We start from the raw sequence: 24,152 nt of genomic DNA, 5'->3' as shown, positions 1-24,152 counted from the left end.
GTCTGTGCGCCTTGCTGGAGGACGTTGCCGGTGCCTCGTCCGGTCTGTGCGCCTTGCTGGAGGACGTTGCCGGTGCCTCGTCCGGTCTGTGCGCCTTGCTGGAGGACGTTGCCGGTGCCTCGTCCGGTCTGTGCGCCCTGCTGGAGGACGTTGCCGGTGCCTCGTCCGGTCTGTGCGCCCTGCTGGAGGACGTTTCCAGTGCCACCGGTCTGTGCGCCCTGCTGGAGCACGTTTCCAGTGCCGGTGTCGAAGCAGGTTGGGGGTTGGGACTGAGTGCAGACGATTACGGACGGGACGGCCTGGGGCGCCGCTGTAGCACTTGTCGCGCCGACCGCGCCGACTCCGCCGGCCATCGCCGCGACCAAGCTCGACACGCCGATCAGGCGGGGAATTCCTTGGCGAATGCTTCTCATCATGGTGGATTCCTTGCGTGTGGAAGCGGGTTTGAGCTTGCCTGCATCAGCCATCGTCATGTGCTGGGCATCACCGCGGCGTGACGTCGGCGTGACCGGGCTCAGCTGACGGCAGTCGGCGGATGCTCTCCGAAGGCGCCTGCCTGCGCCCCGGCCATGGTCAGGACTTGCCCGTGGACGGCCGTGTCTCCCGGGTGCCTGGCCGGCTGCGTACGGTGACAAGCCGCACAGGGTGTACTCGTAGCCGCCGCGCCGCGCCGCTCAGGTGCGTCCGGACGACGCGGTGCGGCGCGGCGGTCGGTTGTCCTCGGCGCGTTGCCGGGCGAAACGTGCGACGGTCACGCCGGCCCGTCCGTTCCCGCTCAACGGGCTGCCGCCTCACCGCAGTTGCCACCCGCTGAACCCGACGGTGCCGCGCAGCCCGCTCCCGCCGTTCGTCGCGGTCATGAAGATCCCCACGTCCTGGACCGGCGCCGTCCCCGGCACGGCGACCGTGCCCACCGTCCGCCAGCTCGCCCCGCCGTCGGCGGAACAGGAGCCCGTGCATCCGTGCCCGGCCCGGGTCAGCCGGAGCAGTACCGGGGCCTTGATCCCGGTGATCCGCCGGTAGGTGTCCAGGGTGCCGTCGCCGTTCGTGTCGTACGAGAGGACCACACCGTTGGACGGCGTCACCGCCAGATTCAGGAAACCCGCAGAACCCGGCGCCGCGAGGCCGTTGCGTACCACGAGCCCCGAACGCGCCCAGCCCCCGGTGTTCTCCTGCGCGCCGACCCTGACGATCACCTCCGCGCCGTCGGTCCACGCCCCCTCCCGGTACGCGGTGCCGAACTGGCTGGTGCCCTTCCACAGGTCCTGGCCCGCCCCGTTGATCGCGAACCGCCCGTCCAGCTCCCCGAAGACCGCCGCGTTCGACGTGTACGTGCGCCAGCCCGGCCCCAGCGGCGCCGCCAGGTACACCGCGCCGCGCCGCAGATCGGTCACCCGGTCCTCGCCGCTCGGCCCGTACGCGGTGCCCAGCTCGTACGGCATCGGCACCAGTGGCGCGGTCAGCGGCTCGGACGGGGCGGTGACCCGCCAGTCCACCGAACCGGAGCCGCCCGCCGCGACCTCGTCGAGGGAGGTGCCGTCCGTCGCGGTGGAGTCCAGGCCGGTGAGCGCGAAGTCGACCCGGCCGGTGGACCGCAGGCCGTTCAGGTTGCGGAAGGCGGCCGTCACCGTGCCGGTGCTGCCCGGGGCGAACGTCACCGGATCGGCCGAGACCGTGACGGTGCCCTGGTACGGGGCAGTGGACAGGGTCTCGAAGACCCGCCGCGCCGTGCGGTGGGCATCGCCCGTCGCCCGTACCGGATGGACGTCGGTCCGCCGGGTCCACTCCTCCTCGCCCGGGTACCAGTCGAACGCCTTCGCCGCCCGGCCCTCCGTGAGCGCGTCGGTCAGCTCGTCCAAGTACGCCTGCCACTGCGGGAGATGGACCTCGCCCATCAGCCCGTGCCAGTCGCGGTTGGCGTAGTTGCTGAGGTTGTCGGCGGCCGTCCGGTCCGCCCAGGTGGTGATCAGCGTGCGGGCCGTCCACTCCAGCCGCGCTGCCTCTGCCGGGCTCGTCGCCAGCCGTTTGGCGTCCTCCAGCCACGGCCCCAGCAGGAAGGCCCGGTGGCAGCCCGACACCGTGTCCGTCAGCCGCATCAGCTTCAGCCAGAGCGCGGCGAGCACCCGGAACCGGGCCACGTCCTTGTCGGCCTGGGCGGCCCGCAGCTGCGGCAGCAGGGTCCGGGAGCGGTCGGCGAGCGCCTGCCGGGCCAGATCGGTGAGGTCGTAGCGGTAGGTGTCCGAGTCGCGCAGCGACGGGCGTACGCCGAGGAGCGCCGCGAACGCCCGGTCGAGACCGGCCGGGTCGAAGGAGGTGTTGACGGAGGCGGTGATGCTCGGCCTGCGGGAGAAGAGCGAGTCGACGGGGCGGCCGTCGGTGCTGGTCAGCCGGTACGCCGTGGCGGCCAGCGCGGCGAACGCCGCCTCCGCCGAACGGTCGCGGCCGCCGTAGCGGAACCTCGGGTACGCCCGGAACCACGCCTCCCGGTCCACCTTCTCGCTGCGCCAGGCCAGCTCGCTGAACAGCTCGAACGCCGCCGGATCGCGCTCGGTCGCCTCCGGCATGTAGGCCGTGCCGGTCAGGGCGCTGCCCGGCTTGTCGCGCCAGGCCGTGAACTTCTCCGTCCAGCGGTCGGTGTTGGCGCCGATCGTCGTACGGCCGCCGAAGTTCGGGATGGTGCCGAAAGCGTACGGGGCTCCGCCCCAGTCCTTCTCCCGGTCGGTGACGGTGTCGAGATCGGAGAGGCCGTCGACGATCAGCAGCCGGCCGGTGTCGATCGCCTCCAGCATCGCGGGCCGGGGATTGGCCTGCCAGCCGAGGATCACCCAGGTCGCGCCGGGGTGCGCGGTCCGCAGGGCCGACTCGACGGCGCGGGCGGCGTCCGGCACCGGCACGTCACCGGCGCTGCCGCCCTCGTGCAGCAGATCCATCTTGAAGTGGTCGGCCGGGCCGAACAGTTGCTCCTGGTGCCGGTAGAAGGCGGCGGCCGCCTCGGCGAAGACGGGGGTGCGGGGATCGAGCCAGTCGGGCCGGCGCAGCCCGTTCCAGGTGCCCTGAGGGACGGTGCGGGTCCCCGGATTGCGGTTCGCGAAGCCGTCCGGGACGGTACCGAAGTAGCCGGGGAACACCGGCGCCATGCCCAGTTCCCGCAGCCGGTCGGCGATGCGCCGGCCCAGCTCGGCGCGGCGGGCGATCAGTTCGGGGCCGAGCGGGCCGCCGTATCCGCTCATGTTCTGGAGCAGCCACCACGGCTGGTGGGACGGTGCGGGCAGCCAGGTGCGGGCCTCGGTGTCGCTGTAGCCGAAGTCCTGGAGCAGCCGGTGGTAGACGGCCTCCTGGCCGGCGGTGACCAGGACCTCGTTGCAGCCGTGCAGGGCCAGGACATCGAGCATCCGCTCCCAGCGCGGCCAGTCGGCGTACGGGGCGGTGTAGCCGTCGTGGGTGTCGTTGAGGGCGAACCGGTGGGGGACGGTCGCGGAGCGCTCGACGGGGGTACGGGGAGCGGGCAGTCGGCGAGGCAGTGCGGTACGGCTGCCGGACCACGAGATCACGGCGTCGCAGGTGTACTTGAGGTACCAGTGCGCCCCCGTCAGCGCGGCGGCCGCGGTGGTGGCGGCGATCTCGATCCGCCCGGTGGTGCCGGTGACCCGGAAGCGGTCGGGGGCGCCTTCGCTCCTGGGAAGGGCGCCGAGCCGGAACTGCCCGGCGTGGTCCGGCAGCAGACGGCCGAGCGCTTCGTACGCGGGCGCGAGATCCCGGGCCGGAGCGGCCGGAGCGGCCGGAGCGGCCGGAGCGGCCGGGGAAGCGGTGGCGTGCGCGGGGGCGGCGGCCCCGAACGCGGCGGCGGCGCCGATGGCTCCGGCGGTGCCCAGCAGCGTGCGTCTGGTCGGCCGGGAGGAGCTGAAGGGCAGGGAGGTCTCCGTCATGATCCGCACTCCTCGGTGTTGTTCATGGTGGTGCATGCGACAACAGGTGTGTGCGGTGCGCACGTTAATGACGGGTGAGGGGGCGGGCAACGGGGCGTACGGCGGTTTGTGCCGATCCAGCCGTTCGGCGCTGGCGGTGGGGCGGCCGGTCGCCCCACCGTCAGGCGAAGGCGGCGAGCTGGGGGTCGACCGGTGCCCCGGTCATCCGGTTGGCCAGCGTCGACATCGTGTAGGTACCGATGCCGAGGACGACCTCCAGCGCGTTGCGGGCGGTGTATCCGTGCGCCTGGAACGCCTGGAGCGTCGCGTCGTCCACGGCGCCGGCCGTCGCGATCACGGCGAGGGTGAACACCCGTACCGCCTGCAGCCGTTCGTCCGGCAGGGCCCGCCGCTCGCGCAGGGCCGCGACCACCTCGGGGCCCGCGCCGAGTGCGGTGAGCTTCGCGGTGTGCATCGCCACGCAGACGTGGCAGTCGTTGCCGGTCGCCATCGTCATGATCAGGACCTCGCGGGAGAGCGGGTCGAGGGTGGTGGACTCGAAGGCGGCACTCGCCTTCAGGAAGCTGTCGAGCAGCTCCGGCGAGGTGGCGAGCCGGGCGACAGCGGAGGGTAGATAGCCCTGCTTCGCCGTCACCGCCGCCATGGTGCGGCGGGCGGCGGCCGGGGCGGATTCGAGGGTGTGGTCGGGGAACGCGGATATGGGCATGGCTGATCTCTCCTGGTGGCCGCTCGGGCTAAAATCGACAACGTGATTGACGAAAAGGTAAACCGGGTTGTCGAGTTTCACAATGGCTGAGCGCCGGGCGGAGGCGTCCGGGCGGGGCGCGGCGGGCTTCGAGCTGCCCCTGCTGCTGTTCGCCGGATTCCGTTCGATCATCGACGAGTTGCATCGTGAGCTGGCCGAACAGGGGTACCCCGACGTCCGCCCCGCGTACGGCTACGCGCTCCAGGCCGTCGGCCGCGACGGGGCGACCGCCAGCGAGATGGGCCGCCGGCTCGGGGTCTCCAAGCAGGCCGCCGGCAAGACCGTGGAGAAGCTCGAAGGGCTCGGATACGTGGAGCGCGTCGACGACCCCCGCGACGGCCGCCGCAAGCTGGTCCGGCTGACGGCACGGGGCGTGGATGTCTTGGTCAGGTCCGCCGAGGGGTTCGACCGGCTGCGCGCCCGCTGGGTCGAGGCTCTCGGCGCGGACCGGGTGCGCGCGATGGAGGCGGATCTGCGCGCGATGGTGCCCGAGGGTGCGTTCCGGCTCGATGTGCCGGGCTGGTTCAACGACTGAGGCGACTGGGGCGGGTCACGTCCCGCCGAACAAGGACGGCCGGATCGACGACACCGACGTTGCCGCACTGACCGCCCTCGGCTCCGACGTACGCCGGGTCTACGGCACCGACGTACGCAGGCAGGGCCCCGCCCCGTACACCTTCGACCGGATCGCCGTGCGCGAGGACATCCGGCACGGGCAGCGGGTGGAGAAGTTCGCCGTCGAGGCCCGCGTCGGCGGGAGCTGGCAGCGGATCGCCGAGGGCACGACCATCGGCCACCAGCGCATCCTGTCCCTGGCCACGCCCGTCACCGCCATTTCGGTACGGGTGAAGGTGCTGGAATCCCGGGCGACACCGCACCTCGGGGCGACGACGCTGCACCTGAGCACCACGCCGTGACCCGGTGGCCGTGCGACCCCGCGGCCGGGGTCGCACGGCCGTCCGCCGTTCAGCCCCGGTCGAGATAGGCGAGCACCGCGAGGACGCGGCGGTTGTCGTCGTCGGACGGCGGCAGGGAGAGCTTCCCGAAGATGTTCGAGGTGTGCTTGGCCACCGCCCGCTCCGTGATCACCATCTGCGAGGCGATCGCCGCGTTCGAACGGCCCTGCGCCATCAGCTCCATGACCTCCAGCTCGCGCGGGGTGAGCATGCCCATCGGCTTGTCCTGCGAGCGCCGCGACAGCAACTGCGAGATCACCTGCGGATCCATCGCGGTGCCGCCCGCCGCGACCCTGCGCACCGCGTCGACGAACTGCTCGGCGTCGAAGACCCGGTCCTTGAGCAGATAGCCGATGCCGCCGTTGCCGTCCGCCAGCAGCTCGCGCGCGTACAGCTGTTCCACGTGCTGGGAGAGCACGAGCACCGGCAGCCCGGGCTTGGCCCGCCGGGCCGCCAGCGCGCACTGCAGGCCCTCGTCCGTGTGCGACGGCGGCAGCCGGACATCGACGACCGCGACGTCCGGCTCCGACTCGGCGAAGGCGCGGGTCAGTTCGGGCCCGCTCTCGACGGCTGCGGCGATCTCGAAGTCGTACGCCTCCAACAGGCGGACCAGACCGTCGCGCAGCAGGAAGAGATCTTCGGCTAGGACAACTCGCAAGGGATCTCCATGGTCACCATGGTGGGACCGCCCGCAGGGCTGCTGACGGCCATGATGCCGTCGAATGTACCGAGCCGGCGTTCGATCCCGCTCAGCCCGGAGCCGCCGCCGACCGTCGCACCGCCCCGGCCGTTGTCGGTGACGGAGACCCGCAGCGTGGCGTTCTCGTGGTGGATGTCCACCCAGACGCGGTCCGCCCCCGCATGCTTGGCGGCATTCGTCAGCGTCTCGCTCACCGCGAAGTACGCCGCCGACTCGACCGCGGCGTCCATCCGGCCGCCCAGCGCCACGTCGACCTCCGACGCGAAGGGCATCCGCAGCGCCAACGCCCGGACCGCGTCCCCGAGTCCGCGCTCGGCCAGGACCGGCGGGTGAATACCCCGGACCAGGTCTCGCAGCTCGGTGAGCGCCTCGGCCGACGACTCCCGGGCCATGGCCAGGAGCTTCTTCGCCTGCGCCGGGTCCTTCTCGATCAGCGCCTCCACGGCGCCCAGACTCATGCCCATCGCGACCAGCCGGGCCTGCGCGCCGTCGTGCAGATCGCGCTCGATACGCCGCAGTTCCGAGGCCGCAGTGTCCACCGCCTCGTGCCGGGTCTCGGTCAGCCGGTCGATGCGCCGGGCCAGGTCCTCCTCCGGGGTGGGGGCCAGCATCGCGCGGGCGATCACGAAGTGCAGCCGCAGCAGCCGCTCGCTGACCAGCACCCCGGTCGCGAACAGCGCCGCACCGAGCGCCGCGGCGGCCAGCCCCGTCGCCTGACTGCTGACCGGGACGAAGCCGTACCAGTAGCGGTCGTCGGTGAAGACCCGCCACAGCCCGGCCGCCAGCACGACACCCTCCACCGGGTAGATGAGCAGCCCGGCGGCCAGCGTCGCCACGACATAGCCGGCCGTCATGTCGACCAGCAGCCACCGGATGTCGCGCCAGGTCGCCGGGTCCTTCAGCATCAGCGTGGTCCGCTCCACCCGACCGGTGAACCCGGTACGCAGTTCCTTCGGGAAGGGGCGGTACGGGACCGGTATGCGGATGTCGTACCAGGTGGCCGCGAGCAGCCGGCGCCGGTTGGCGTGCTCGCGGACCAGCTCCAGCACGTAGGGGGTGGTGAACAGGCCGACGCCCAGCACGATGAAGACGATCGAGACCACGGCCAGGACGAAGAGCGTGATCGAAGTGGCCAGGCTCGCGACCGACAGCACGAGTCCGCGCCCCGCGGCCAGCATCGCGGCCCTTATCCGTCTCCGCATCATGTTCATCCCGATCCGTCCCCCCTCGTCGGGCCCTCCTGCCGGACCCGCTCCGCAGACAGTCTCACCCGGGGGCGCCGCCGGGCGTCAGCCGTTTCGCCACCCGGGCGGGGTGTACCCAGCACCACCCCGCCGACCTCGCCCTACGGCTCCCGGGGAGGGGGCTTCGGCGGCTGGGGCGGGCAGCCCCGCGTTCCTAGATTCATCGGCATCCGACGGCGGCGCCGCATCCGGCGCCGCCGCACTGCGGCTACAACTGACTTCTGGGGGCGAACACGCCATGAGGCGCAACCTCGCGGCACGCATCGGTGTGTGGAGCGCGCACCACCGCAAGACCGCCATTCTCGGCTGGCTGCTCTTCGTCGTGCTCGCCACGGGCATCGGCGGAGCGTCCGGGATGGTGGAGATGTCCGACTCGGAGAACGGTGCGGGTGATTCGGCACGCGCCGAGCAGATCCTCGACGACGCCGGTCTCGGACAGCCCGCGGGCGAGCTGGTCATGGTGTCCGCCGCGAAGGCCGGTGACTGGAAGGGCGCCGCCCGCGAGCTCTCCGCGGCCCTCGGCAGGACCGGCGAGGTGGCGGACCTGGCGGCGCCGGTCCCCTCCGAGGACGGCAAGGACGCGCTGATCACCTTCGACCTGAAGGGGGACGCGGCGACGGCGCCGGACCGGGTGCAGCCCGTGCTCGACGCGGTGGACGGAGTCCGGGACAGCCACCCCGACGTCACCATCCACCAGTTCGGCGAGGCCAGCGCCGGGAAATGGCTCGGCGACCTGCTCTCCGAGGACTTCAAGAAGGCCGAATTCACCGCCGTACCCCTGGCCCTGGGCATTCTGCTGGTCGCCTTCGGCGCCGTCGTCGCGGCGCTCCTCCCGGTCGGCCTGGCGCTCACCGCGTGCCTGGCCGCCTTCGGTCTGCTGTCGCTCGCCAGCCACCAGCTCCACCTGTTCCAGACCACGTACTCGGTGATGTTCCTGATGGGCTTCGCCGTCGGCGTCGACTACTGCCTGTTCTATCTGCGGCGCGAGCGCGACGAGCGGGCGGCGGGACGCGACGCGGAGACGGCGCTGCGGATCGCGGCGGCGACCAGCGGCCGGGCGGTGCTGGTCTCCGGGCTCACCGTGATGGTCGCGATGGCCGGCATGTTCCTGTCCGGGCTGATGCTGTTCAAGGGCTTCGCGCTCGCCACCATCATCGTGGTCCTCGTCGCCATGCTGGGCTCGGTGACCGTGCTGCCCGCGCTGCTGTCCTGGCTGGGCGACCGCGTCGAAGCGGGACGGGTGCCCTTCCTGGGACGGAGAGGGGGCCGGCGCGCACGCACCGGCGGGATCGCCGGCACGGTGCTGAGGCCGGTGCTGTCCAGGCCGAGGACCTTCGCGATCGCCGCGGTCGTCGTGCTGCTCGCGCTGGCCGCGCCCGCCATCGGCATGAAGACCGAACAGCTCGGCCTGGAGAAGCAGTTCGGCTCGCAATCACAGCTCTCGGTCGCCTACCGGCAGATCAGCGAGACCTTCCCGGGCGGCCCCGATCCGGCCCGCGTGGTGGTCAAGGCCGACGACATCTGGGCCCCCGCGCTGCGCAAGGCGTTCGACGGCTTCGAGGAGGTGACCGTCCACGAGGCGCAGAACGTCGCGGAGATCGAGGTACCGCTCCCGCACGGCCGGGCCTCGCTCCGCGAACTCCGCGAGGAGCGGCTGCCCGCCGCGTTCGACGCCACCGGCGCCCAGGTGTACGTGACCGGGGAGACGGCCGGCTCCGTCGACTTCAACGAACAGCTCAAGCGCGGCATCGTGCCCGTCTTCGCCTTCATCACGGCGGTGACCTTCCTGCTGATGCTGTTCTGCTTCCGCTCGTACGTCATCGCCGTGACGTCGATCGTGCTCAACCTGCTCTCCGTGGCCGCGGCCTACGGGGTGATGGTCGCCGTCTTCCAGCACGGCTGGGGGGCTTCGCTGATCGGCTCGGAGGGGGTCGGCGCGATCGAGGCCTGGATGCCGCTCTTCGTCCTGGTCGTCCTGTTCGGGCTCTCCATGGACTACCACGTGTTCGTGGTCTCCCGGATCCGCGAGGCCCGCGACCGGGGGCTGACCACCCGGGCCGCGATCGACGAGGGCGTCCGACGCACGGCCGGCGCGGTGACCGGTGCCGCCGCGATCATGGTCGCGGTCTTCGCGGTCTTCGGGACGCTGTCCATGCAGGACATGCAGCAGATGGGCGTCGGCCTCGCCGTCGCGGTGCTGCTGGACGCCACGGTCGTACGGATGGTCCTGCTGCCCTCCGTGATGGCGCTGCTGGGCGAGCGGAACTGGCGCACCCCGCACGCCCTGTCCCGCCTGCCGAGCCTGGAACACGAGGAGCCGGAGCGGGAGCCGGCGGTGAACGGGCGGCGCGGCTGACCCGGCGGGGCACGGGCGGCCCGGTGCATGGAACGGCCCTGGTCCGGTACGTACACCGGATCAGGGCCGTTCCTCATGCCTTCGACATGTCAGGGCGTGTACTTGTACCCGACGCGTCGCACCGTCTGGATCGAACGGCGGTGCTCGGCGCCCAGCTTGCGGCGCAGCCGGGCGATGTGGACATCGACGGTGCGCCCGTCGCCCACGTGCCCGTAGCCCCAGACCGTGGTCACCAACTGGTCGCGGGTGTGCACCCGGTGCGGATGCGCGACCAGGTGGGCGAGCAGCTCGAACTCCAGGTAGGTGAGGTCGAGCGTGGTCCCGTCCACCGCGGCGGTGCGCTGTACGGGGTCGATGAGCACCGGCCCCGCGGCCGCGTCCGGCACCGGCGACGGCACCACCAACTGGGCGGCCGCGGCGGTGGCCGCGGCGACGGCGGGCTGCTGGTCGGCCGGTACGAGCACCAGGTAGCCGACCATCGGCGGCCGGCCCGGCAGCGCCGGAACGGTGTGCTGGGGTGCGGGCAGCCAGGTGGCACCCGGCGGCAGGAACTCGGCCACATCGGCCAGCCGGACGGCCTCGTCGGGGTCGACGGCACGCAGCCGGTGCCGGTTGGGGGAGAGGGGGCGGGCGGAGGTGGTGGCCGCAGCGGTCGCCGAGGGCGCTGAGGTGGCACCGGCCGAGGCGGAGAAGGTACGGGTGTTCGCCATGAGGGTCAGCTCTTTCGCGCGAAGGAGTCGTCGGTGGACGGACTTGCTTGCGCGCGGGCCGAAGGCCGGGGTGAGCGGCTTTAGAGGGCCTGCGCGTTCAACGCGCGACAACACACCCGGTCGAAGTCATGGTGCTGACGGGAAGGCCAGAACGGTTCGAGGTCGCTGCGACCTGTCGAGGTGTGCTGGAAGCCGACCATGCACCCATTGAACCAGAGAACCGGACGCCGCAGCAGACCTCTCCCACCCGTCGATCCGGACCCTTTGCGTTACGTTCCTCACCTCGAACCGCCGCTACGGACCGGGCCCCACCCGCACCGGCCCTGCCCCCGCACCCCTCTCAACCCACCAGCCGCTTGCGCCAGTCCAGGCCGGTCAGCTCGATCGCCTTGTCCGGCGAACCGCTCCACTCCACCGCCAGCCCCGCGTCGCCGAGCGCCTCCACGACCTCCCGGCCCACGGCGGCGGTGGTGTCCGACTCCTCGTCGAACCCGCCGTAGTACAGCGAGAGGCCGTGCCCCGACACGGCGCTCTCGGTGCACTGCATGTGGAAGAAGACGAAGCCGCGCGCATCCTCCCGCCCGGAGCCCCAGATCTCGGACATACCGCACGACCGGCAGCAGGTGAAATGCTCCCTCGCCGTGATTCCGTCCCCGTCCAGCCGGGCGAACGCCCGCGTCAGCCGGTCCGCGTCGGTCACGTCCGACCACTGCCGCTGCTCCTCAACCCGCTCCAGCCACAGCCGCTCCACCAGCTGCCGCGCCTGCGCACGGGTCACCGGACGCACGCCGTCCTTCACCAGGTGGTCCTCGGCCGTTCGGGAGAGTTCCTGGACCGTCCCGTATCCGCAGCGGAGCAGTACCCGTATTCGTTCCTCCAGCGTCTGCTGGATCTCCGCCGGAAGCTCCGGCACCGGCTCCTCCTCCGGCACGTCGGCGCGCTCCCACTCCACACCCGCGTCCCACTCCGGCTCCTGGCGCGCCCAGCGGGTCATCAGCTCGGCGACCCGCTCCGGCGCGTCGACCATCGTCCGCAAATGCGTGGCGGCACCACCGGAGCGGCGCTCCAGCTGGTACCCGTCACCGTGGTCGAACCAGACCTGCACGAAGGTCCCGGGGAGGTCGGGCACGCGCTGCACGACCAGGAAACGGTCACCCTTCATGCCGATCCGGTGCACCAGATCGCTCAGCGCCCGGTCCGAAATTTGGGTGTGCGTCTCAAAGTTCTCGGTCTCCACCTTGATGTCGAGCATGAGCCGACCCTGACACGGGCCACTGACAACGGACCGGGGCAGCGAAGGGGGCGCCCACCCGGCCGGATGGGCGCCCCTGGGGCCGTGGATCAGACCTGGTCGGCCTTCTCCAGTGCGGTGCAGCAGGTGTCGACGATCAGGCGGGTGACGACGTACGGGTCGACGTTGGCGTTCGGGCGGCGGTCCTCGATGTAGCCCTTGCGGTCCCGCTCGACCTGCCACGGGATGCGGACCGAGGCACCGCGGTCGGAGACGCCGTAGCTGTACTCGTTCCACGGGGCGGTCTCGTGCAGACCGGTCAGCCGGTCGTCGATGCCCGCGCCGTAGTTCTTGACGTGGTCCATCGGCTTGGAGCCCTCGCCCAGCGACTCGCACGCGGTGATGATCGCGGCATAGCCCTCAGATCCCTCGCGCATCGCCTTGGTGGAGAAGTTGGTGTGCGCGCCCGCGCCGTTCCAGTCCCCCTTGACCGGCTTCGGGTCGAGAGTCGCGGAGACGTTGAAGTCCTCGGCGGTGCGGTACAGCAGCCAGCGGGCGACCCACAGCTGGTCGGAGACCTCCAGCGGGGACAGCGGGCCGACCTGGAACTCCCACTGGCCGGGCATGACCTCGGCGTTGATGCCGCAGATGCCGAGCCCCGCCTTCAGGCAGTTGTCGAGGTGCTTCTCGACGATCTCGCGGCCGAAGATCTCGTCGGCACCGACGCCGCAGTAGTAGCCGCCCTGCGCGGCCGGGAAGCCGCCCTCGGGGAAGCCGAGCGGCCGGTGGCCGTCGAAGAAGGTGTACTCCTGCTCGATGCCGAAGACCGGCTGCTGGCCCTCGAACCGCTCGGCCACCGGGCGCAGCGCGGCACGGGTGTTGGACGCGTGCGGCGTCATGTCTATGTCGAAGACCTCGCACAGCACCAGGATGTCGTCGCCGCCACGGATCGGGTCCGGGCAGGAGAAGACCGGCTTCAGCACCCGGTCGGAGGCGTGGCCCTCGGCCTGGCTGGTGCTCGAACCGTCGAAGCCCCAGATCGGCAGCTCCGCCACGTCCTGCGCGGGGGCCCCGGCCATGATCTTCGTCTTGGAGCGGAGCTTGGCGGTCGGCTCGGTGCCGTCGATCCAGATGTACTCAGCCTTGAACGTCACGGAAGCCATCCTTTGCGGGTCCTGCGGTGCTGCGGTCCGGTCTGTGCAGCGCAGCCTCGCAAGACGCGATTTCCCGTCCGTTGCCCGGATGTGAACCCCGTGTTACCGAGGTTTCGCGCACGTGGCCGGTCTCAGGCGCGGGCCCTGAGCAGCGACTCGAAGCCGGCCGCGCGGATCCGCCGCACCACTTCCTCCTCGGTGGTCCCCAGCGCCCGCGCCGCCCCCGCGAGCCGCCAGTCCGCGTCGGCGAGCCGGTGCAGCAGATGACCGCGCCTGATCTGAGCCTCGGACAGCCGGAACGTCTTCAGGTACGCGACCTGCCCCTTGTGATCGGTGATCGTCTCACCGATGTGCTGCCCGGCCCCGCCGGGCCGGAACGGCGGCAGGAACCGCCACAGCGTGAACGAACCCATCCGGTACACCCGGTCGAAGGCGTACGAACTGTCCAGCAGCTCACCCGCGAACAGGGTGTCGTGCGCCTCGGCCCACTCGCGCTCCTGGGCCCGCGCCGCCGCCCGCAGACCGGCGAGCGTACGCAGCTGCGGACCGTCGGGTATCCGCGCCGTGAACTCCGGCACGGGGGCGCCGTACAGCGCGTACTGGTGGACCAGCTCGCCGTACAGGTCCTCGACCAGCGACGGGTGCAGCAGCCGGTAGTCGTCCGGGTGCGGCACGACGAACGCGGCAGCGAGCGCGTCGGCCGCGTACACCATCACTCCGCACTGGCCGGGATGGATCTCGAAGACCCGCAGCGCCGCGCCGAGCCCGCGCACCGACCACCCCATGTACGCGTCCTCGGCGCGCGGTGAGAGCCCGTCGCGCAGCGCCTGCCGCGACCACTCCTCCCAGGCGATGGCCGGGCCGCCGAAGTGCAGCGAGAGATAGCCCTCCAGCGCGAGGTGCAGCGGCAGGAAGCGCAGCCGGTCGCCCGGCCGGCGCTTCGCCATCCGGTGGTGGCGGTGGCGCTGCAGCCGCGCGGTCCGGGGCGCCTGACGGCCCCCGGCCTCAGAACCCGCGGCGCCCGGTGCGGCGCCGAGCTGCGTACCGTAGGCGGCCAACTGCTCGCCCTCGCCGGACCAGTCGGCGACGAAGCCGTGCGGGATGACCGAGGCGTAGTGCGTGCGCGGAGCGATGTCCACGGTGCCGTTCCCGTAGTCCACGTAGAGTTCCTCGTGCAGCCGGAGCCCCTCGACGGGCCGCTCGCGCACCAGCGGCACCAGCCGGATGCCGCCCCACACCTGGGCGGGGCGGGTGGTGAGCCCGGTCAGTTCCAGCCTGTTCACGATGTCGCTCCCGCCCCCTCGTCACCCACGAACCGTGCCACCCGCCGGTCCAGATAGGCGTACAGCGCCGCCGCTCCCGTACGCCCCTCGGCGAACCCCGCGAGCTCCACCAGCGCCGGCAGGTCCTCCGCGTCCCGGACACCTGCGGTGGGCACGCTCGGCGACAGGCGCCGCACGTCGAAGGCGTCAGCGTCGTATACGGGGTTCACATGGACCACCGCGGTACGCCGGTCCGGATCGAGCCCGGTCCGCCAGACCCGGAGCACCTCGCCCGCGAGTCCGGGCGGTGCGTTGTCCCAGCCGTCCGAGACGATGACCAGCCGGTCCGGGCCGAGCTCCAGCGCGTCCAGCACGCGGAAGCCGAGCGGGGTCGGCCCCCAGGGCCTGACCAGCAGCGGATCGGTACGGCCCGAGGTCCACAGCGGGGTGTACGCGCCCGGCCCGGCCAGCGCCTCCAGCAGGAAGTGGCACGCCAGCGCCACGGCGAGCGGGCGACGCCGCTTCTCGCCCGACCCGGACGACGAGTAACTGTCGTCCAGCACGGCGGCGACGCGGCCCCAGCTCCCGGCGTGCGGGCCCGCCGCACGACGGGCCGCCGTGCGCAGCGCACGGGTCAGCTCCGCGCGGTGCGCACTGCGCGCCTCGAAGCCGAGCGACAGGACGTACAGGGCGAGCCGGGTCAGCGGCATGACGGTCAGGTCCACGTCCGCGGGCAGCGGCGCGTCGCCGCCGCCTGTGCGCCGGTCCAGGGTCCGCAGCCGCTCCAGCCGGGTCATCCGCGGCGCCATCCGCTCCAGGAACACCTCGCGCTTCACCCCGCGCCGCGCGGCGAGGCCCTCGGCGACGGTGAACGGCAGCTCCTCGACGGCCCCCTGCGCGTAGTGGGCGCGCCGCCAGGCGTCGAGCAACCGGTGCCGGTAGCCCGCCCGGTGCCGGGGCCGGAACAGGAAGTCCCCGATCTCGCCGGACCCGTCCGGATCGGCGGATCCCTCGAAGCCGAGGTGGGCGTGGCGGGCGGCGGTCTTCAGCCCTGAGCGGTACTTCACCGCGTCGTGCGCCGGGTCGGGCCGGGCGGCCAGCCAGTCCCGCATGATCGCGCGGGTGCGCCGGTTGTTCACCTTGGCCGTGCGCAGCTCCCGGAACAGCCGGTACACCCGCTGCGGCGGCAGCTTGGCCAGCCGGGCGGCGATCAGCCGGCCCTCGGTGCGCTTCTCCTCGGCGCTCGCGTCGGCCGCGTTCTCCAGGAGGCCGCGGACGATGCGCGCGGCGTTGTGGTCGTTGATGTCGAGGGCGAGCGAGGCGGCGTACACCCGGCGGTAGTTGACCCGTACGTACTCATGGAGGAAGTCCAGCGAGAGCTGCTGCTGGTACGCGGTCGAGCGGAACTCGCGCTGCCCGGTCGCGGTGATCGCCGCGTTGACGAAGAGGAGTACGTCCTCGGCCGCGACGAGGCCGGCGTCGGTCCCGGTGCTGGTGGTCATGGTTTCCCCCGTGGTGTCACGCTCCGCCGCACGCGGGGGCGGAGCGCCGGCCGGGGAATGAGGGCGCGAACAGCGAAATTATTGCTTCATAGGCAAGTCCCGGAAGTCGCAGCCGGAGTCCCGCGGCCGGCGCCGCAAACGTATCCATGAAGCTCACCCTCCGCCAACTCAATACCGGATCGCTCCGGCGAAACCGGCAGACTGGCCCCATGACGACACTTCCCACGACCCCTCTGCGCATCGGCCTCGTCGGAACCGGCCCATGGGCCCGGAACACCCAGGCCCCCGCACTCGCCGCCCACCCCGGCGTCGTACTGAGCGGTGTGTGGGGACGCCGCCCCGAGGCCGCGCAGGAGCTGGCCGCCGCGCACGGCACCGAGGCGTACACCGGCGAGACGGGCATCGACGAGCTCTTCGCCGCCAGCGACGCCGTCGCGTTCGCCCTGCCGCCGGACGTCCAGGCCCCGCTCGCCGCCCGTGCCGCGGCCACCGGCCGTCATCTGCTGCTGGACAAACCGGTCGCGACCACCGTCGCAGGAGCCCGCGAGGTCGTCCGGGCGGCCGAGCAGAGCGGGGTCGCCTCCGTCGTCTTCTGCACCCTGAGGTTCGCGGCCGTCACCTCCGCCTGGATCGCCGAGCAGGCCGCCCTGGACGGCTGGTTCACCGCTCGTGCCGAGTGGATCGGCGCGCTGTTCGCCCCCGGCGCGACCAGCGAGTACGCCGCCTCGCCGTGGCGCCGAGACAAGGGCGGCCTGTGGGACGTCGGCCCGCACGCCCTGTCGGTCCTGATTCCGGTGCTGGGCGATGTGACCGGGCTGACGGCGGCCCGCGGCCCGGCCGACACCACCCATCTCGTCCTCCGCCACACCTCCGGCGCGTCCAGCACGGTGACGCTCGCACTGGGGGCACCCCCGGCCGCGGTCGCCGCGGAGATCGAGCTCAGGGGCGAACAGGGGACGGCCGCCCTGCCGCGCGGGGGCGACGCGGTCAGCTCGTTCCGGTCGGCGGTCGACGCGCTGATCCAGTCGGTGCGTACGGGGGACCCGCACCCGTGCGACGTACGGTTCGGGCTGCGCCTGACGGAGCTGCTGGCGGAGGCGGAGAAGCAGCTGGCGTAGTACGGCGACGGCGCCGCCGCCGCGCCGGTCACCCCGGCGTCCGGCGGAGCTCCGGCCGGACCGGTGCGCGAGGCGATCCGATTGGTCCGATTGGTCAAGGTACGGAAGTGACGGCCTCGTGCGCGGCGTACAGGAATCGCCGGACGGCGGCCGTCTCCGTCTCGTCGAAGTCGCGCAGCACCGTCACCGTGGTCTCGATCAGGGGCCCGAAGAACGCCCACCCCAGCTCCACCGCCCGCGGGTCGACCGCCAGCAGCACCCGGCGCCGGTCGCGCGGGTCACGGGTGCGGGTGAGGTGGCCGAGCCGTTCCAGCCGGTCGATGACGGCGGTGGTGCCCGCGGAGTTGAGCCCGAGCTGCGTGCCGAGCCACCCGGCGGTGGCATCCGTACCAGCCCGCTCCGCGTCCAGCAGACAGATCAGGGCGCGGACATCGGTGCTGTGCATGTGGTGAAGAGCCGCGAACTCGGCCTGGCGCAGCCCGAATTCGACGGTCACCTTGCGCAGCAGGTGCACGATCTCCAGCTCCGGTCCAGGTTCCGGACCCCGCTCGCTCATCGAAGCTCCTTCCGTCCCATCGAGCCATTATCTCGCCGAGCGAGATAATATCGGGAGCCGGCAGGAACAGTCACGCCCGGGGAGGCACCCATGACATCCACGTCGGCACCCACGTCGTTCCACGAGGCGTACGACGAGGTCCTGGCGGCCAACTGGCCCGCCGGGACGACGTACTCCCAGGTCACCACCCCGTACGGCACCACCCACGTCAACAGCTGCGGCCCCGGGGACGCCCCGCCCCTCGTGCTGCTGGCCGGCGGCGGCTCCACCTCCACCGTCTGGTACGCCCAGGCGGCCCACATCGGCCGGGCACACCGGGTCCACGCCGTCGACCTGATCGGTGAGCCGGGCCGCAGCGTCGCGGGGGAGCGCCCGATCCGTACGGTGGCGGATCTGACGGCATGGCTGGACGGCGTACTGGACGGGCTGGGCGCCGACCGGACCGCGCTGGGCGGGCATTCCTACGGGGCCTGGATCGCTCTCCACCACGCCCTGCACGCACCCCACCGCGTCCGGAAGCTGGTCCTGGTGGACCCGACACAGTGCTTCGCCGGTTTCCGGCCCGGCTACCTCCTGCGCGCCCTGCCGATGCTGATCCGGCCGAGCGCGAAGCGGACGAGGGCCTTCCTGGAGTGGGAGACGGGCGGCGCCGAGCTCGACCCGACCTGGCTGCGGCTGCGCGACGCGGCGGCCGGTTTCCCGTCCGCCCGCCCGGTCACCGGTCCCCGCCCCGCGCCCGGGGCGCTGCGCGGGCTGGACGTACCGACCCTGGTCCTGCTCGCCGGGCGCGGCCGGGTCCATGACCCGGACCGCGTCGCCGCCGAGGCGGCCCGGTTGCTCCCGAGGGTGACGGCGGCGACGATCCCCGGAGCGACGCACCACACGCTGCCGCTGCACGGGCCGACGGCCGCCGAACTGAACCGAAGGATCGCGGACTTCATCGGATGACGGGCGTCGTGACGGGCCGTCGTGCGGACCTCGCGACGGACGCTCAGCGTCCGAGCGCGTCGCGTACCGCCTCGTCCGTGCGCCCCACGACGGCGGTCCCGTCGTCCGCGGTGATGATCGGCCGCTGGATGAGCTTGGGGTGCTCGGCGAGGGCCGAGATCCACCGCTCACGCGAACCGGCCTCGCGCGGCCACTCCTTGAGCCCCAGCTCCTTCGCGTCGGCCTCCTGCGTCCGTGTGATGTCCCACGGCTCCAGCCCGAGCCGGTCGAGCACGGCCCGGATCTCGTCCGGCGAGGGCACATCCTCCAGGTAGCGGCGGACGGTGTACTCGGCACCCTCCGCGTCGAGCAGCTGTACCGCGCTGCGGCATTTCGAACAGGCGGGATTGATCCAGATCTCCATGGGGTCAAAGGTACGCGAGGGGCGGCCCGAAAGCCCTTCTGGCCAGCGCCGATTGTCAGTGCCGGGCAGTAAAATAAAGGCAGTTGGTGAGGGTTCCACGACCGTGCCAGGAGGTTGCCCATGGCCGTTGCCGCAGTCACGACCAAGCCGCTCGACAAGCCCCTGATGAAGAAGCCGCTCCCCGCGGGCCGGCCCCGCGAGTGGTACGTCACCCACAACCGCCGCCTGAAGGCCATGCGCCTGGCGATCGCCCTGCTCGACACGGGCGTCTACTACCCGTCGACCGCGACCAACGCCAAGATACGTACGACTGCCGAGCGCATCGGCATCCACCCGCCGTCCGACACCACCTGCCGCATGGTCCGCGCCCTGATCCGCTACGGCCGCTGACGTCCGGCGCACCCGATGGCCGTGTCCCCGAGCCCTCCGCGGCCCGGGGACACGGCCACGTACAGCGGCAGCAACGGGCGGGGCTCAGACGGCCTCGACGGCCACGACGCCGGCTCCGGCCGGCACGAGCACGCTCACGAGCAGCACTCAGGGCCACCGCCGCCGACGCCGCATCCCCCCCCAGGGACGCTGCCCGGTCTCCGGTGACCGCTCATGACCCAAGCGTCGTCCGCCCCGTACCGCACCGCGAATCGACACCGCCCCTCGCCTCACCCGTCCGGCGTACACCGCATGCGGCCCGCGCCGCCGCCCCTTTGACTGAGGCGATGGGCGAAGGGGGAGTGGCGAGTGCTGGGAGGCACGATGACGAGGAAAGCCGCGCGAGGTCTGTGGGCCGTACTGCTGACGACGGCCGTGATGTCGACCGCCGCAGCCTGCTCCCACGACGGCGGCAGCGCGTCCAGCACGGCGTCCAAGGCCGCGTCCGCCGCGGCGTCGGCGGCATCCCGGGGCGCCGACGTGGTGGCCTCGGCGACGGCAGCCGCCGGCGAGAAGCTGAGCAAGTTCAAGAACGGCGTGACCGCCAAGAGCGACGTCGAACTGGGCAAGCCGAGCACCGACGGCGACGGCCGCGCCACCGTGAAGGTCACCGTGAAGAACAGCGCCGACTCCAAGAAGTCGTACGCGATTCAGGTCAACTTCCGTGACGGGAGCGGCAATCTGCTCGACACGGTCGTGGTGACGGTCGACGACGTCGGCGCCAAGGCGTCCAAGGCCGCCACGGCCCGCAGCAACCGCAAACTGTCAGGAGAGGTCAAGGCCGAGGTGGGGCAGGCTCTGCGGCACTGACCGCACCGCGACAGCGCGCTACTGTCACGAGCCGTTGAAGGAATCCCCTGGAGTCAGATCCGGCGGCAGAACACTCACGACGAGCGGGGCCGGGGCATTCGAAGGCGTGGGCACCTGGATTAGGAACGGGAAGAACACGATGTCGCTTCCCGTATTCAGAGCCCGCTGCGAAATCCGGTAGCAGACGACCTCGTCCGGATTGTCGATGAGCGTGTAGCACTTGAGCACCGAAGGTGCGGCCTGGGAATTCTGCTGCGAGGCGACGGAGTTGCTCGCTGATGTGGCCAAGATCCCGGCCGTCAGGAAGGAAGCCGCCGCTGCGACGCTGATGTTTCGCAAAGTTCTCTTCTTCATGTCCATCAGCTCAAAGGCTTGGGGTGAACTGGAGTTCCCCATCGGCGTGCTGGGGCTTCAGCGGCCTCGGCATCATGGCTCGACGGGGACGGATTCTCGTACGACCAGAACTGCTCGTGGAACTGCAACCAGAACTGGGCGTTGCCAACCATCGTATCGTTCGGCCCGATCTCCTGCCGGTCCATTTCGTACGACACCGGCCTCAACTGCCCAGCCAGGGACTGGTTGAATCCGGGAAATCTTTCGGTGCGACATCCTCAAGGAGAGCGCGCAAGCTTGGAGAGGAGGCATTCCAGGATTCCGCCTGGAGCTTCTGCTGTCGGTCCCGTCATTGCGCCGGCGTCACGTCAGCGTCACGCCGTGGCTATGGCCTGCTGCTCACGATGGCACGTGAGCTGGACAGCGAGAAAGCACAGTGCCGAAAGGGGAAAGCCGTGAGAGGAAAAGCCTTCCTGAGTTCTGCCGCGACAGTGGCGCTTGTCGGGGGTCTGGCTGCGACCGCTGTCGCGCCTGCTTCCGCTGCGCCGGCGCAGGCATGTCGGGTAGTGGCAAACACCTTGACGGGGGAGAACTTCGACCCCAACGCGACCTTCACCGTCTCCCCCGGGGGGATGACGCTGCGCCCTGGTGCTGACGGTCGTATAGGACCGTTCACTGTATCGGGCACAGGCAACTTCGCCGTAGGCTCTGTGGCCTGCGCCGGAGGGGGATCAGCGACATCGGCCGGAGGCGCAGCCGCTGCTGCGGCTGCCGGAGCGAACGCGGCACAAGCGGCGAGAAGCAGGGGCGCCTCCCCGCAAGAGGCGGCGGCACAAGGCGCGGCGGCGGTGCAAGCCACCGGGAGAAGCCTCGGTCTGTCGCAGACGGTGATAAACCAAATTCAGACAATCAACAACAACAACCTGAACCAAATCATTGGTTCCACCATCGGTGGCTCCGTCGTCGCGGGGACCGGCAACACGGTCCCGGCCGGTCAGCCGCCTGCGGGCCAGCCGCCTGCCGGTCAGCCGCCTGCCGGTCAGCCGCCTGCGGGCCAGCCGCCGGCCGGTCAGCCGCCTGCGGGCCAGCCGCCTGCGGGTCAGCCGCCTGCGGGTCAGCCGCCTGCGGGTCAGCCGCCTGCGGGTCAGCCGCCTGCGGGTCAGCCGCCTGCGGGTCAGCCGCCGGCCGGTCAGCCGCCTGCGGGCCAGCCGCCTGCGGGTCAGCCGCCGGCCGGTCAGCCGCCTGCGGGCCAGCCGCCTGCGGGTCAGCCGCCGGCCGGTCAGCCGCCTGCGGGTCAGCCGCCGGCCGGTCAGCCGCCGGCCGGTCAGCCGCCTGCGGGTCAGCCGCCGGCCCAGCCGCCGACGAACCTGTAGCCCGGCGAACAGCCAGTGACATGGCGAGGGCCGCTGCCCCGAGGTATGGGGCTGCGGCCCTCGCTGCTGTTTGTGAGATCAAGTTGATCCCGTTCGGAGCCCTGGGGCCGGCTCGGCCGACCCCGCCTCCTAGAGGTCGAAGTAGAGCTCGAACTCGTGCGGGTGCGGGCGCAGCTGGATCGGGGCGATCTCGTTGGTGCGCTTGTAGTCGACCCAGGTCTCGATCAGGTCGGACGTGAAGACACCGCCGGCCTGGAGGTACTCGTTGTCCGCCTCCAGCGCGTCCAGGACGGCCGGGAGGGAGGTCGGGACCTGCTGGACGTTGGCGTGCTCCTCGGGAGCCAGCTCGTAGAGGTCCTTGTCGATCGGCTCGGCGGGCTCGATCTTGTTCTTGATGCCGTCGAGGCCCGCCATCAGCAGCGCGGAGAAGGCCAGGTACGGGTTGGACGACGGGTCCGGGGCGCGGAACTCGACGCGCTTGGCCTTCGGGTTGGAGCCCGTGATCGGGATGCGCATCGCGGCCGAGCGGTTGCGCTGCGAGTACACCATGTTGACCGGGGCCTCGAAGCCGGGGACCAGGCGGTGGTAGGAGTTCACCGTCGGGTTGGTGAACGCCAGCAGCGACGGGGCGTGCTTGAGGATGCCGCCGATGTAGTACCGGGCCATGTCCGAGAGGCCCGCGTAACCCTGCTCGTCGTAGAACAGCGGGTCGCCGCCGGCCCACAGGGACTGGTGGACGTGCATGCCCGAGCCGTTGTCGCCGAAGATCGGCTTCGGCATGAACGTCGCGGTCTTGCCGTTGCGCCAGGCGACGTTCTTCACGATGTACTTGAAGAGCATCAGGTCGTCGGCCGCGGCGAGCAGCGTGTTGAACTTGTAGTTGATCTCGGCCTGGCCGGCGGTGCCGACCTCGTGGTGCTGGCGCTCGATCTGGAGGCCGCTGTTCTCCAGCTCCAGGGACATCTCGGCACGCAGGTCGGCGAAGTGGTCGACCGGCGGGACCGGGAAGTAGCCGCCCTTGTAGCGGACCTTGTAGCCGCGGTTGTTCTCGATCGCACCGGTGTTCCAGGCGCCGGCCTCGGAGTCGATGTGGTAGAAGCTCTCGTTCGCCGACGTCTGGAAACGGACGTTGTCGAAGACGTAGAACTCGGCCTCGGGGCCGAAGTACGCGGTGTCGGCGATACCCGTGGAGGCGAGGTACGCCTCGGCCTTCTTGGCCACGTTCCGCGGGTCACGGCTGTACTGCTCGCCGGTGATCGGGTCATGGATGAAGAAGTTGATGTTGATGGTCTTGTCACGACGGAAGGGGTCGAGACGGGCGGTCGACAGGTCCGCGCGCAGCGCCATGTCGGACTCGTGGATGGCCTGGAAGCCGCGGATCGACGAGCCGTCGAAGGCAAGCTCGTCGGCCGGGTCGAAGGTCGCCGCCGGGACGGTGACGTGCTGCATCACACCGGGCAGGTCACAGAACCGGACATCGATGAACTTGACGTCATTGTCGGCGATGTACTTCTTCGCGTCGTCGGCGTTCTGGAACATCCAACTCCTCCTACTCCCGGCCCGGGAGGGACGGGGTTGTAGCTCGTGGTGCGGCCAGTGCGGTGGCACACGCTGGACCCGACCATAGGCAGACCGGATTTCTCAAGCATGACCCATTTGTTTCGCTGAAGTTAACCGAGCCGAGTGTGACCGGCACCTCGTGACCGGTTACGGACCTGTGGTCCGGCCGCTTCGGGGTGCTGTACCGGGCCCCGCCCGGCGTCCCGCCGGGGACGGCGCAGTACCGTGTTCGGGTGGACAACAGGCAAGCAATCGGATCGTGGCTCTCCGGGCCGCGCGCGGCCGCCGAGGAGATGGGGGCCGACTTCGGCCACCGGGGCAAGCGACTCGGCCTGCCCGAACACGGGCCGGGTTCCGTCGCGCCGCTCGGCCGGCGGTTCGGCGCGGTCTTCATCGACTGGGCCCTGTGCCTCCTGATCGCATACGGGCTGTTCGCCCGCGGTGACCAGCAGGCGGCCGGAAACTGGGCACTGGGCATCTTCCTGGTGCTGAGCGTGCTCACCGTCGGGACCATCGGCTGTACGCCGGGCAAGCGCCTCCTGGGTCTCAGGGTCGTCTCCGAGAACGGTGGCCGGCTGACCTTCGGGCGGGTCGTCGTCCGCAGCGTGCTGCTGTGCCTGGCGATCCCGGCCCTGGTCTGGGACCGCGACGGCCGTGGCCTGCACGACCGGCTGGCCCGCGCCGTCCAGGTCCGTATCTAGGGCCTCTCGACAGACAGGCAGACAAGAGGCGGGGGGGGGGGGGGGGGCCGGGGGGCCCCCCCCCGCCCGGGGGGGGGGGGGCCCCCCCCCCCGGGGGGGGGGGGCGCCCGCCGTAAGCCCCCCCGGCCCCCCCCA

The 24,152-nt window shown here is 71.5% G+C and carries 21 protein-coding genes and 1 pseudogene; 9 read left to right on the top strand and 13 right to left on the bottom strand.

Features of this window, described 5'->3' with window-relative positions; translation table 11 throughout:
* Nucleotides 1–497 (top strand): hypothetical protein (locus ACIRJP_RS39120; protein WP_404185394.1); only part of this gene is annotated, 497 nt, incomplete at its 5' end.
* Nucleotides 498–791: 294 nt separating this feature from the next.
* Here the strand turns inward: ACIRJP_RS39120 and ACIRJP_RS39115 are convergent.
* Both ACIRJP_RS39115 and ACIRJP_RS39110 read right to left on the bottom strand, forming a co-directional pair.
* Nucleotides 792–3,926, bottom strand: coding sequence for an alpha-N-acetylglucosaminidase TIM-barrel domain-containing protein (locus tag ACIRJP_RS39115; protein WP_404185391.1), 3,135 nt, complete (start codon nt 3,924–3,926; stop codon nt 792–794).
* A gap of 160 nt (nt 3,927–4,086) precedes the next feature.
* Nucleotides 4,087–4,632, bottom strand: a complete 546-nt coding sequence (locus ACIRJP_RS39110; protein WP_404185388.1) for a carboxymuconolactone decarboxylase family protein — start codon at nt 4,630–4,632, stop codon at nt 4,087–4,089.
* 82 nt (nt 4,633–4,714) lie between these two features.
* Here ACIRJP_RS39110 and ACIRJP_RS39105 point away from each other — a divergent pair, with 82 nt between their 5' ends.
* Nucleotides 4,715–5,206 carry a MarR family winged helix-turn-helix transcriptional regulator gene (locus tag ACIRJP_RS39105; RefSeq protein WP_404185385.1) on the top strand — a complete coding sequence of 164 codons (492 nt, stop codon included), beginning with the start codon at nt 4,715–4,717 and terminating at the stop codon, nt 5,204–5,206.
* A 16-nt stretch (nt 5,207–5,222) separates the two neighbouring features.
* A pseudogene (locus ACIRJP_RS39100) lies at nt 5,223–5,588 on the top strand (alpha-L-fucosidase); the annotation flags it as partial.
* Between the two features lie 49 nt (nt 5,589–5,637).
* Here the strand turns inward: ACIRJP_RS39100 and ACIRJP_RS39095 are convergent.
* Both ACIRJP_RS39095 and ACIRJP_RS39090 read right to left on the bottom strand, forming a co-directional pair.
* Entirely contained in the window at nt 5,638–6,285 is a 648-nt protein-coding gene (locus ACIRJP_RS39095; RefSeq protein ID WP_376320945.1) for a LuxR C-terminal-related transcriptional regulator, read from the bottom strand.
* The gene (locus ACIRJP_RS39090; protein ID WP_404185382.1) at nt 6,270–7,538 is read right to left on the bottom strand and encodes a sensor histidine kinase; all 1,269 of its coding nucleotides are present in this window, start codon (nt 7,536–7,538) and stop codon (nt 6,270–6,272) included. The genes ACIRJP_RS39095 and ACIRJP_RS39090 overlap by 16 nt, the downstream gene beginning before the upstream one ends.
* A 271-nt stretch (nt 7,539–7,809) precedes the next feature.
* On the opposite strand from ACIRJP_RS39090, the gene ACIRJP_RS39085 reads away from it, so the two are divergent.
* On the top strand, nt 7,810–9,927 hold the full coding sequence (locus tag ACIRJP_RS39085) for an MMPL family transporter (protein WP_404185379.1): 2,118 nt from the start codon (nt 7,810–7,812) through the stop codon (nt 9,925–9,927).
* 89 nt (nt 9,928–10,016) lie between these two features.
* On the opposite strand, the gene ACIRJP_RS39080 is transcribed toward ACIRJP_RS39085, so the two are convergent.
* From ACIRJP_RS39080 to ACIRJP_RS39060, 5 genes are all read right to left on the bottom strand, one after another.
* A complete protein-coding gene (locus ACIRJP_RS39080; RefSeq protein ID WP_404185376.1) occupies nt 10,017–10,637 on the bottom strand; it encodes a winged helix-turn-helix domain-containing protein in 621 nt (206 codons plus the stop codon).
* A gap of 340 nt (nt 10,638–10,977) precedes the next feature.
* Nucleotides 10,978–11,889: a DUF6891 domain-containing protein gene (locus ACIRJP_RS39075; RefSeq protein ID WP_404185373.1), complete on the bottom strand. Its 912-nt coding sequence runs from the start codon at nt 11,887–11,889 to the stop codon at nt 10,978–10,980.
* Between the two features lie 89 nt (nt 11,890–11,978).
* Entirely contained in the window at nt 11,979–13,022 is a 1,044-nt protein-coding gene (glnII, locus tag ACIRJP_RS39070) for a glutamine synthetase (protein ID WP_404185370.1), read from the bottom strand.
* Between the two features lie 131 nt (nt 13,023–13,153).
* On the bottom strand, nt 13,154–14,305 hold the full coding sequence (locus tag ACIRJP_RS39065; RefSeq protein WP_404185367.1) for an ARPP-2 domain-containing protein: 1,152 nt from the start codon (nt 14,303–14,305) through the stop codon (nt 13,154–13,156).
* A complete protein-coding gene (locus tag ACIRJP_RS39060) occupies nt 14,302–15,786 on the bottom strand; it encodes a hypothetical protein (RefSeq protein WP_404185364.1) in 1,485 nt (494 codons plus the stop codon). Before ACIRJP_RS39060 ends, ACIRJP_RS39065 begins: the two co-directional genes overlap by 4 nt.
* A gap of 209 nt (nt 15,787–15,995) precedes the next feature.
* Between ACIRJP_RS39060 and ACIRJP_RS39055 the strand changes: the two genes are divergently transcribed.
* Nucleotides 15,996–16,904 (top strand): Gfo/Idh/MocA family protein, encoded by a 909-nt coding sequence (locus ACIRJP_RS39055; protein ID WP_404185361.1) that lies wholly within the window; start codon nt 15,996–15,998, stop codon nt 16,902–16,904.
* A 94-nt stretch (nt 16,905–16,998) separates the two neighbouring features.
* Here ACIRJP_RS39055 and ACIRJP_RS39050 read toward each other — a convergent pair whose 3' ends face one another.
* A complete protein-coding gene (locus ACIRJP_RS39050; protein ID WP_404185358.1) occupies nt 16,999–17,460 on the bottom strand; it encodes a MarR family transcriptional regulator in 462 nt (153 codons plus the stop codon).
* A gap of 90 nt (nt 17,461–17,550) precedes the next feature.
* Between ACIRJP_RS39050 and ACIRJP_RS39045 the strand changes: the two genes are divergently transcribed.
* Nucleotides 17,551–18,408: an alpha/beta fold hydrolase gene (locus ACIRJP_RS39045; protein ID WP_404185355.1), complete on the top strand. Its 858-nt coding sequence runs from the start codon at nt 17,551–17,553 to the stop codon at nt 18,406–18,408.
* A 43-nt stretch (nt 18,409–18,451) separates the two neighbouring features.
* On the opposite strand, the gene ACIRJP_RS39040 is transcribed toward ACIRJP_RS39045, so the two are convergent.
* Complete coding sequence (locus tag ACIRJP_RS39040) at nt 18,452–18,811, bottom strand: arsenate reductase family protein (protein WP_259933912.1); 360 nt, start codon at nt 18,809–18,811, stop codon at nt 18,452–18,454.
* A gap of 120 nt (nt 18,812–18,931) precedes the next feature.
* Between ACIRJP_RS39040 and ACIRJP_RS39035 the strand changes: the two genes are divergently transcribed.
* Together ACIRJP_RS39035 and ACIRJP_RS39030 are read left to right on the top strand one after the other, a co-directional pair.
* Nucleotides 18,932–19,201, top strand: coding sequence for a hypothetical protein (locus ACIRJP_RS39035; RefSeq protein WP_317868344.1), 270 nt, complete (start codon nt 18,932–18,934; stop codon nt 19,199–19,201).
* 363 nt (nt 19,202–19,564) lie between these two features.
* Nucleotides 19,565–20,050, top strand: coding sequence for a hypothetical protein (locus ACIRJP_RS39030; RefSeq protein WP_404185352.1), 486 nt, complete (start codon nt 19,565–19,567; stop codon nt 20,048–20,050).
* Nucleotides 20,051–20,074: 24 nt separating this feature from the next.
* Here ACIRJP_RS39030 and ACIRJP_RS39025 read toward each other — a convergent pair whose 3' ends face one another.
* On the bottom strand, nt 20,075–20,410 hold the full coding sequence (locus ACIRJP_RS39025; RefSeq protein ID WP_404185349.1) for a hypothetical protein: 336 nt from the start codon (nt 20,408–20,410) through the stop codon (nt 20,075–20,077).
* A 1,475-nt stretch (nt 20,411–21,885) separates the two neighbouring features.
* Nucleotides 21,886–23,295 carry a type I glutamate--ammonia ligase gene (gene glnA / locus ACIRJP_RS39020; RefSeq protein ID WP_404185346.1) on the bottom strand — a complete coding sequence of 470 codons (1,410 nt, stop codon included), beginning with the start codon at nt 23,293–23,295 and terminating at the stop codon, nt 21,886–21,888.
* Between the two features lie 254 nt (nt 23,296–23,549).
* Between glnA and ACIRJP_RS39015 the strand changes: the two genes are divergently transcribed.
* A complete protein-coding gene (locus tag ACIRJP_RS39015) occupies nt 23,550–24,017 on the top strand; it encodes an RDD family protein (protein WP_404185343.1) in 468 nt (155 codons plus the stop codon).
* The last annotated feature ends 135 nt before the right edge of the window (nt 24,018–24,152 follow it).

The sequence above is a fragment of the Streptomyces sp. NPDC102437 genome (assembly GCF_044765565.1).
Lineage (GTDB): Bacteria > Actinomycetota > Actinomycetes > Streptomycetales > Streptomycetaceae > Streptomyces.
This window is presented reverse-complemented; position numbering and strand designations above follow the sequence as displayed.

Bases quoted from the DNA above. Each gene is read 5' to 3' on its own strand.
- ACIRJP_RS39040 (WP_259933912.1), bottom strand. From the start codon at position 18,811: ATGGAGATCTGGATCAATCCCGCCTGTTCGAAATGCCGCAGCGCGGTA.
- ACIRJP_RS39085 (WP_404185379.1), top strand. From the start codon at position 7,810: ATGAGGCGCAACCTCGCGGCACGCATCGGTGTGTGGAGCGCGCACCAC.
- ACIRJP_RS39025 (WP_404185349.1), bottom strand. From the start codon at position 20,410: ATGGACATGAAGAAGAGAACTTTGCGAAACATCAGCGTCGCAGCGGCG.
- ACIRJP_RS39090 (WP_404185382.1), bottom strand. From the start codon at position 7,538: ATGAACATGATGCGGAGACGGATAAGGGCCGCGATGCTGGCCGCGGGG.
- ACIRJP_RS39030 (WP_404185352.1), top strand. From the start codon at position 19,565: ATGACGAGGAAAGCCGCGCGAGGTCTGTGGGCCGTACTGCTGACGACG.
- ACIRJP_RS39115 (WP_404185391.1), bottom strand. From the start codon at position 3,926: ATGACGGAGACCTCCCTGCCCTTCAGCTCCTCCCGGCCGACCAGACGC.
- ACIRJP_RS39060 (WP_404185364.1), bottom strand. From the start codon at position 15,786: ATGACCACCAGCACCGGGACCGACGCCGGCCTCGTCGCGGCCGAGGAC.
- ACIRJP_RS39075 (WP_404185373.1), bottom strand. From the start codon at position 11,889: ATGCTCGACATCAAGGTGGAGACCGAGAACTTTGAGACGCACACCCAA.
- ACIRJP_RS39110 (WP_404185388.1), bottom strand. From the start codon at position 4,632: ATGCCCATATCCGCGTTCCCCGACCACACCCTCGAATCCGCCCCGGCC.
- ACIRJP_RS39050 (WP_404185358.1), bottom strand. From the start codon at position 17,460: ATGAGCGAGCGGGGTCCGGAACCTGGACCGGAGCTGGAGATCGTGCAC.
- ACIRJP_RS39105 (WP_404185385.1), top strand. From the start codon at position 4,715: ATGGCTGAGCGCCGGGCGGAGGCGTCCGGGCGGGGCGCGGCGGGCTTC.
- ACIRJP_RS39080 (WP_404185376.1), bottom strand. From the start codon at position 10,637: ATGGCGAACACCCGTACCTTCTCCGCCTCGGCCGGTGCCACCTCAGCG.
- ACIRJP_RS39055 (WP_404185361.1), top strand. From the start codon at position 15,996: ATGACGACACTTCCCACGACCCCTCTGCGCATCGGCCTCGTCGGAACC.
- ACIRJP_RS39045 (WP_404185355.1), top strand. From the start codon at position 17,551: ATGACATCCACGTCGGCACCCACGTCGTTCCACGAGGCGTACGACGAG.
- glnA (WP_404185346.1), bottom strand. From the start codon at position 23,295: ATGTTCCAGAACGCCGACGACGCGAAGAAGTACATCGCCGACAATGAC.
- ACIRJP_RS39035 (WP_317868344.1), top strand. From the start codon at position 18,932: ATGGCCGTTGCCGCAGTCACGACCAAGCCGCTCGACAAGCCCCTGATG.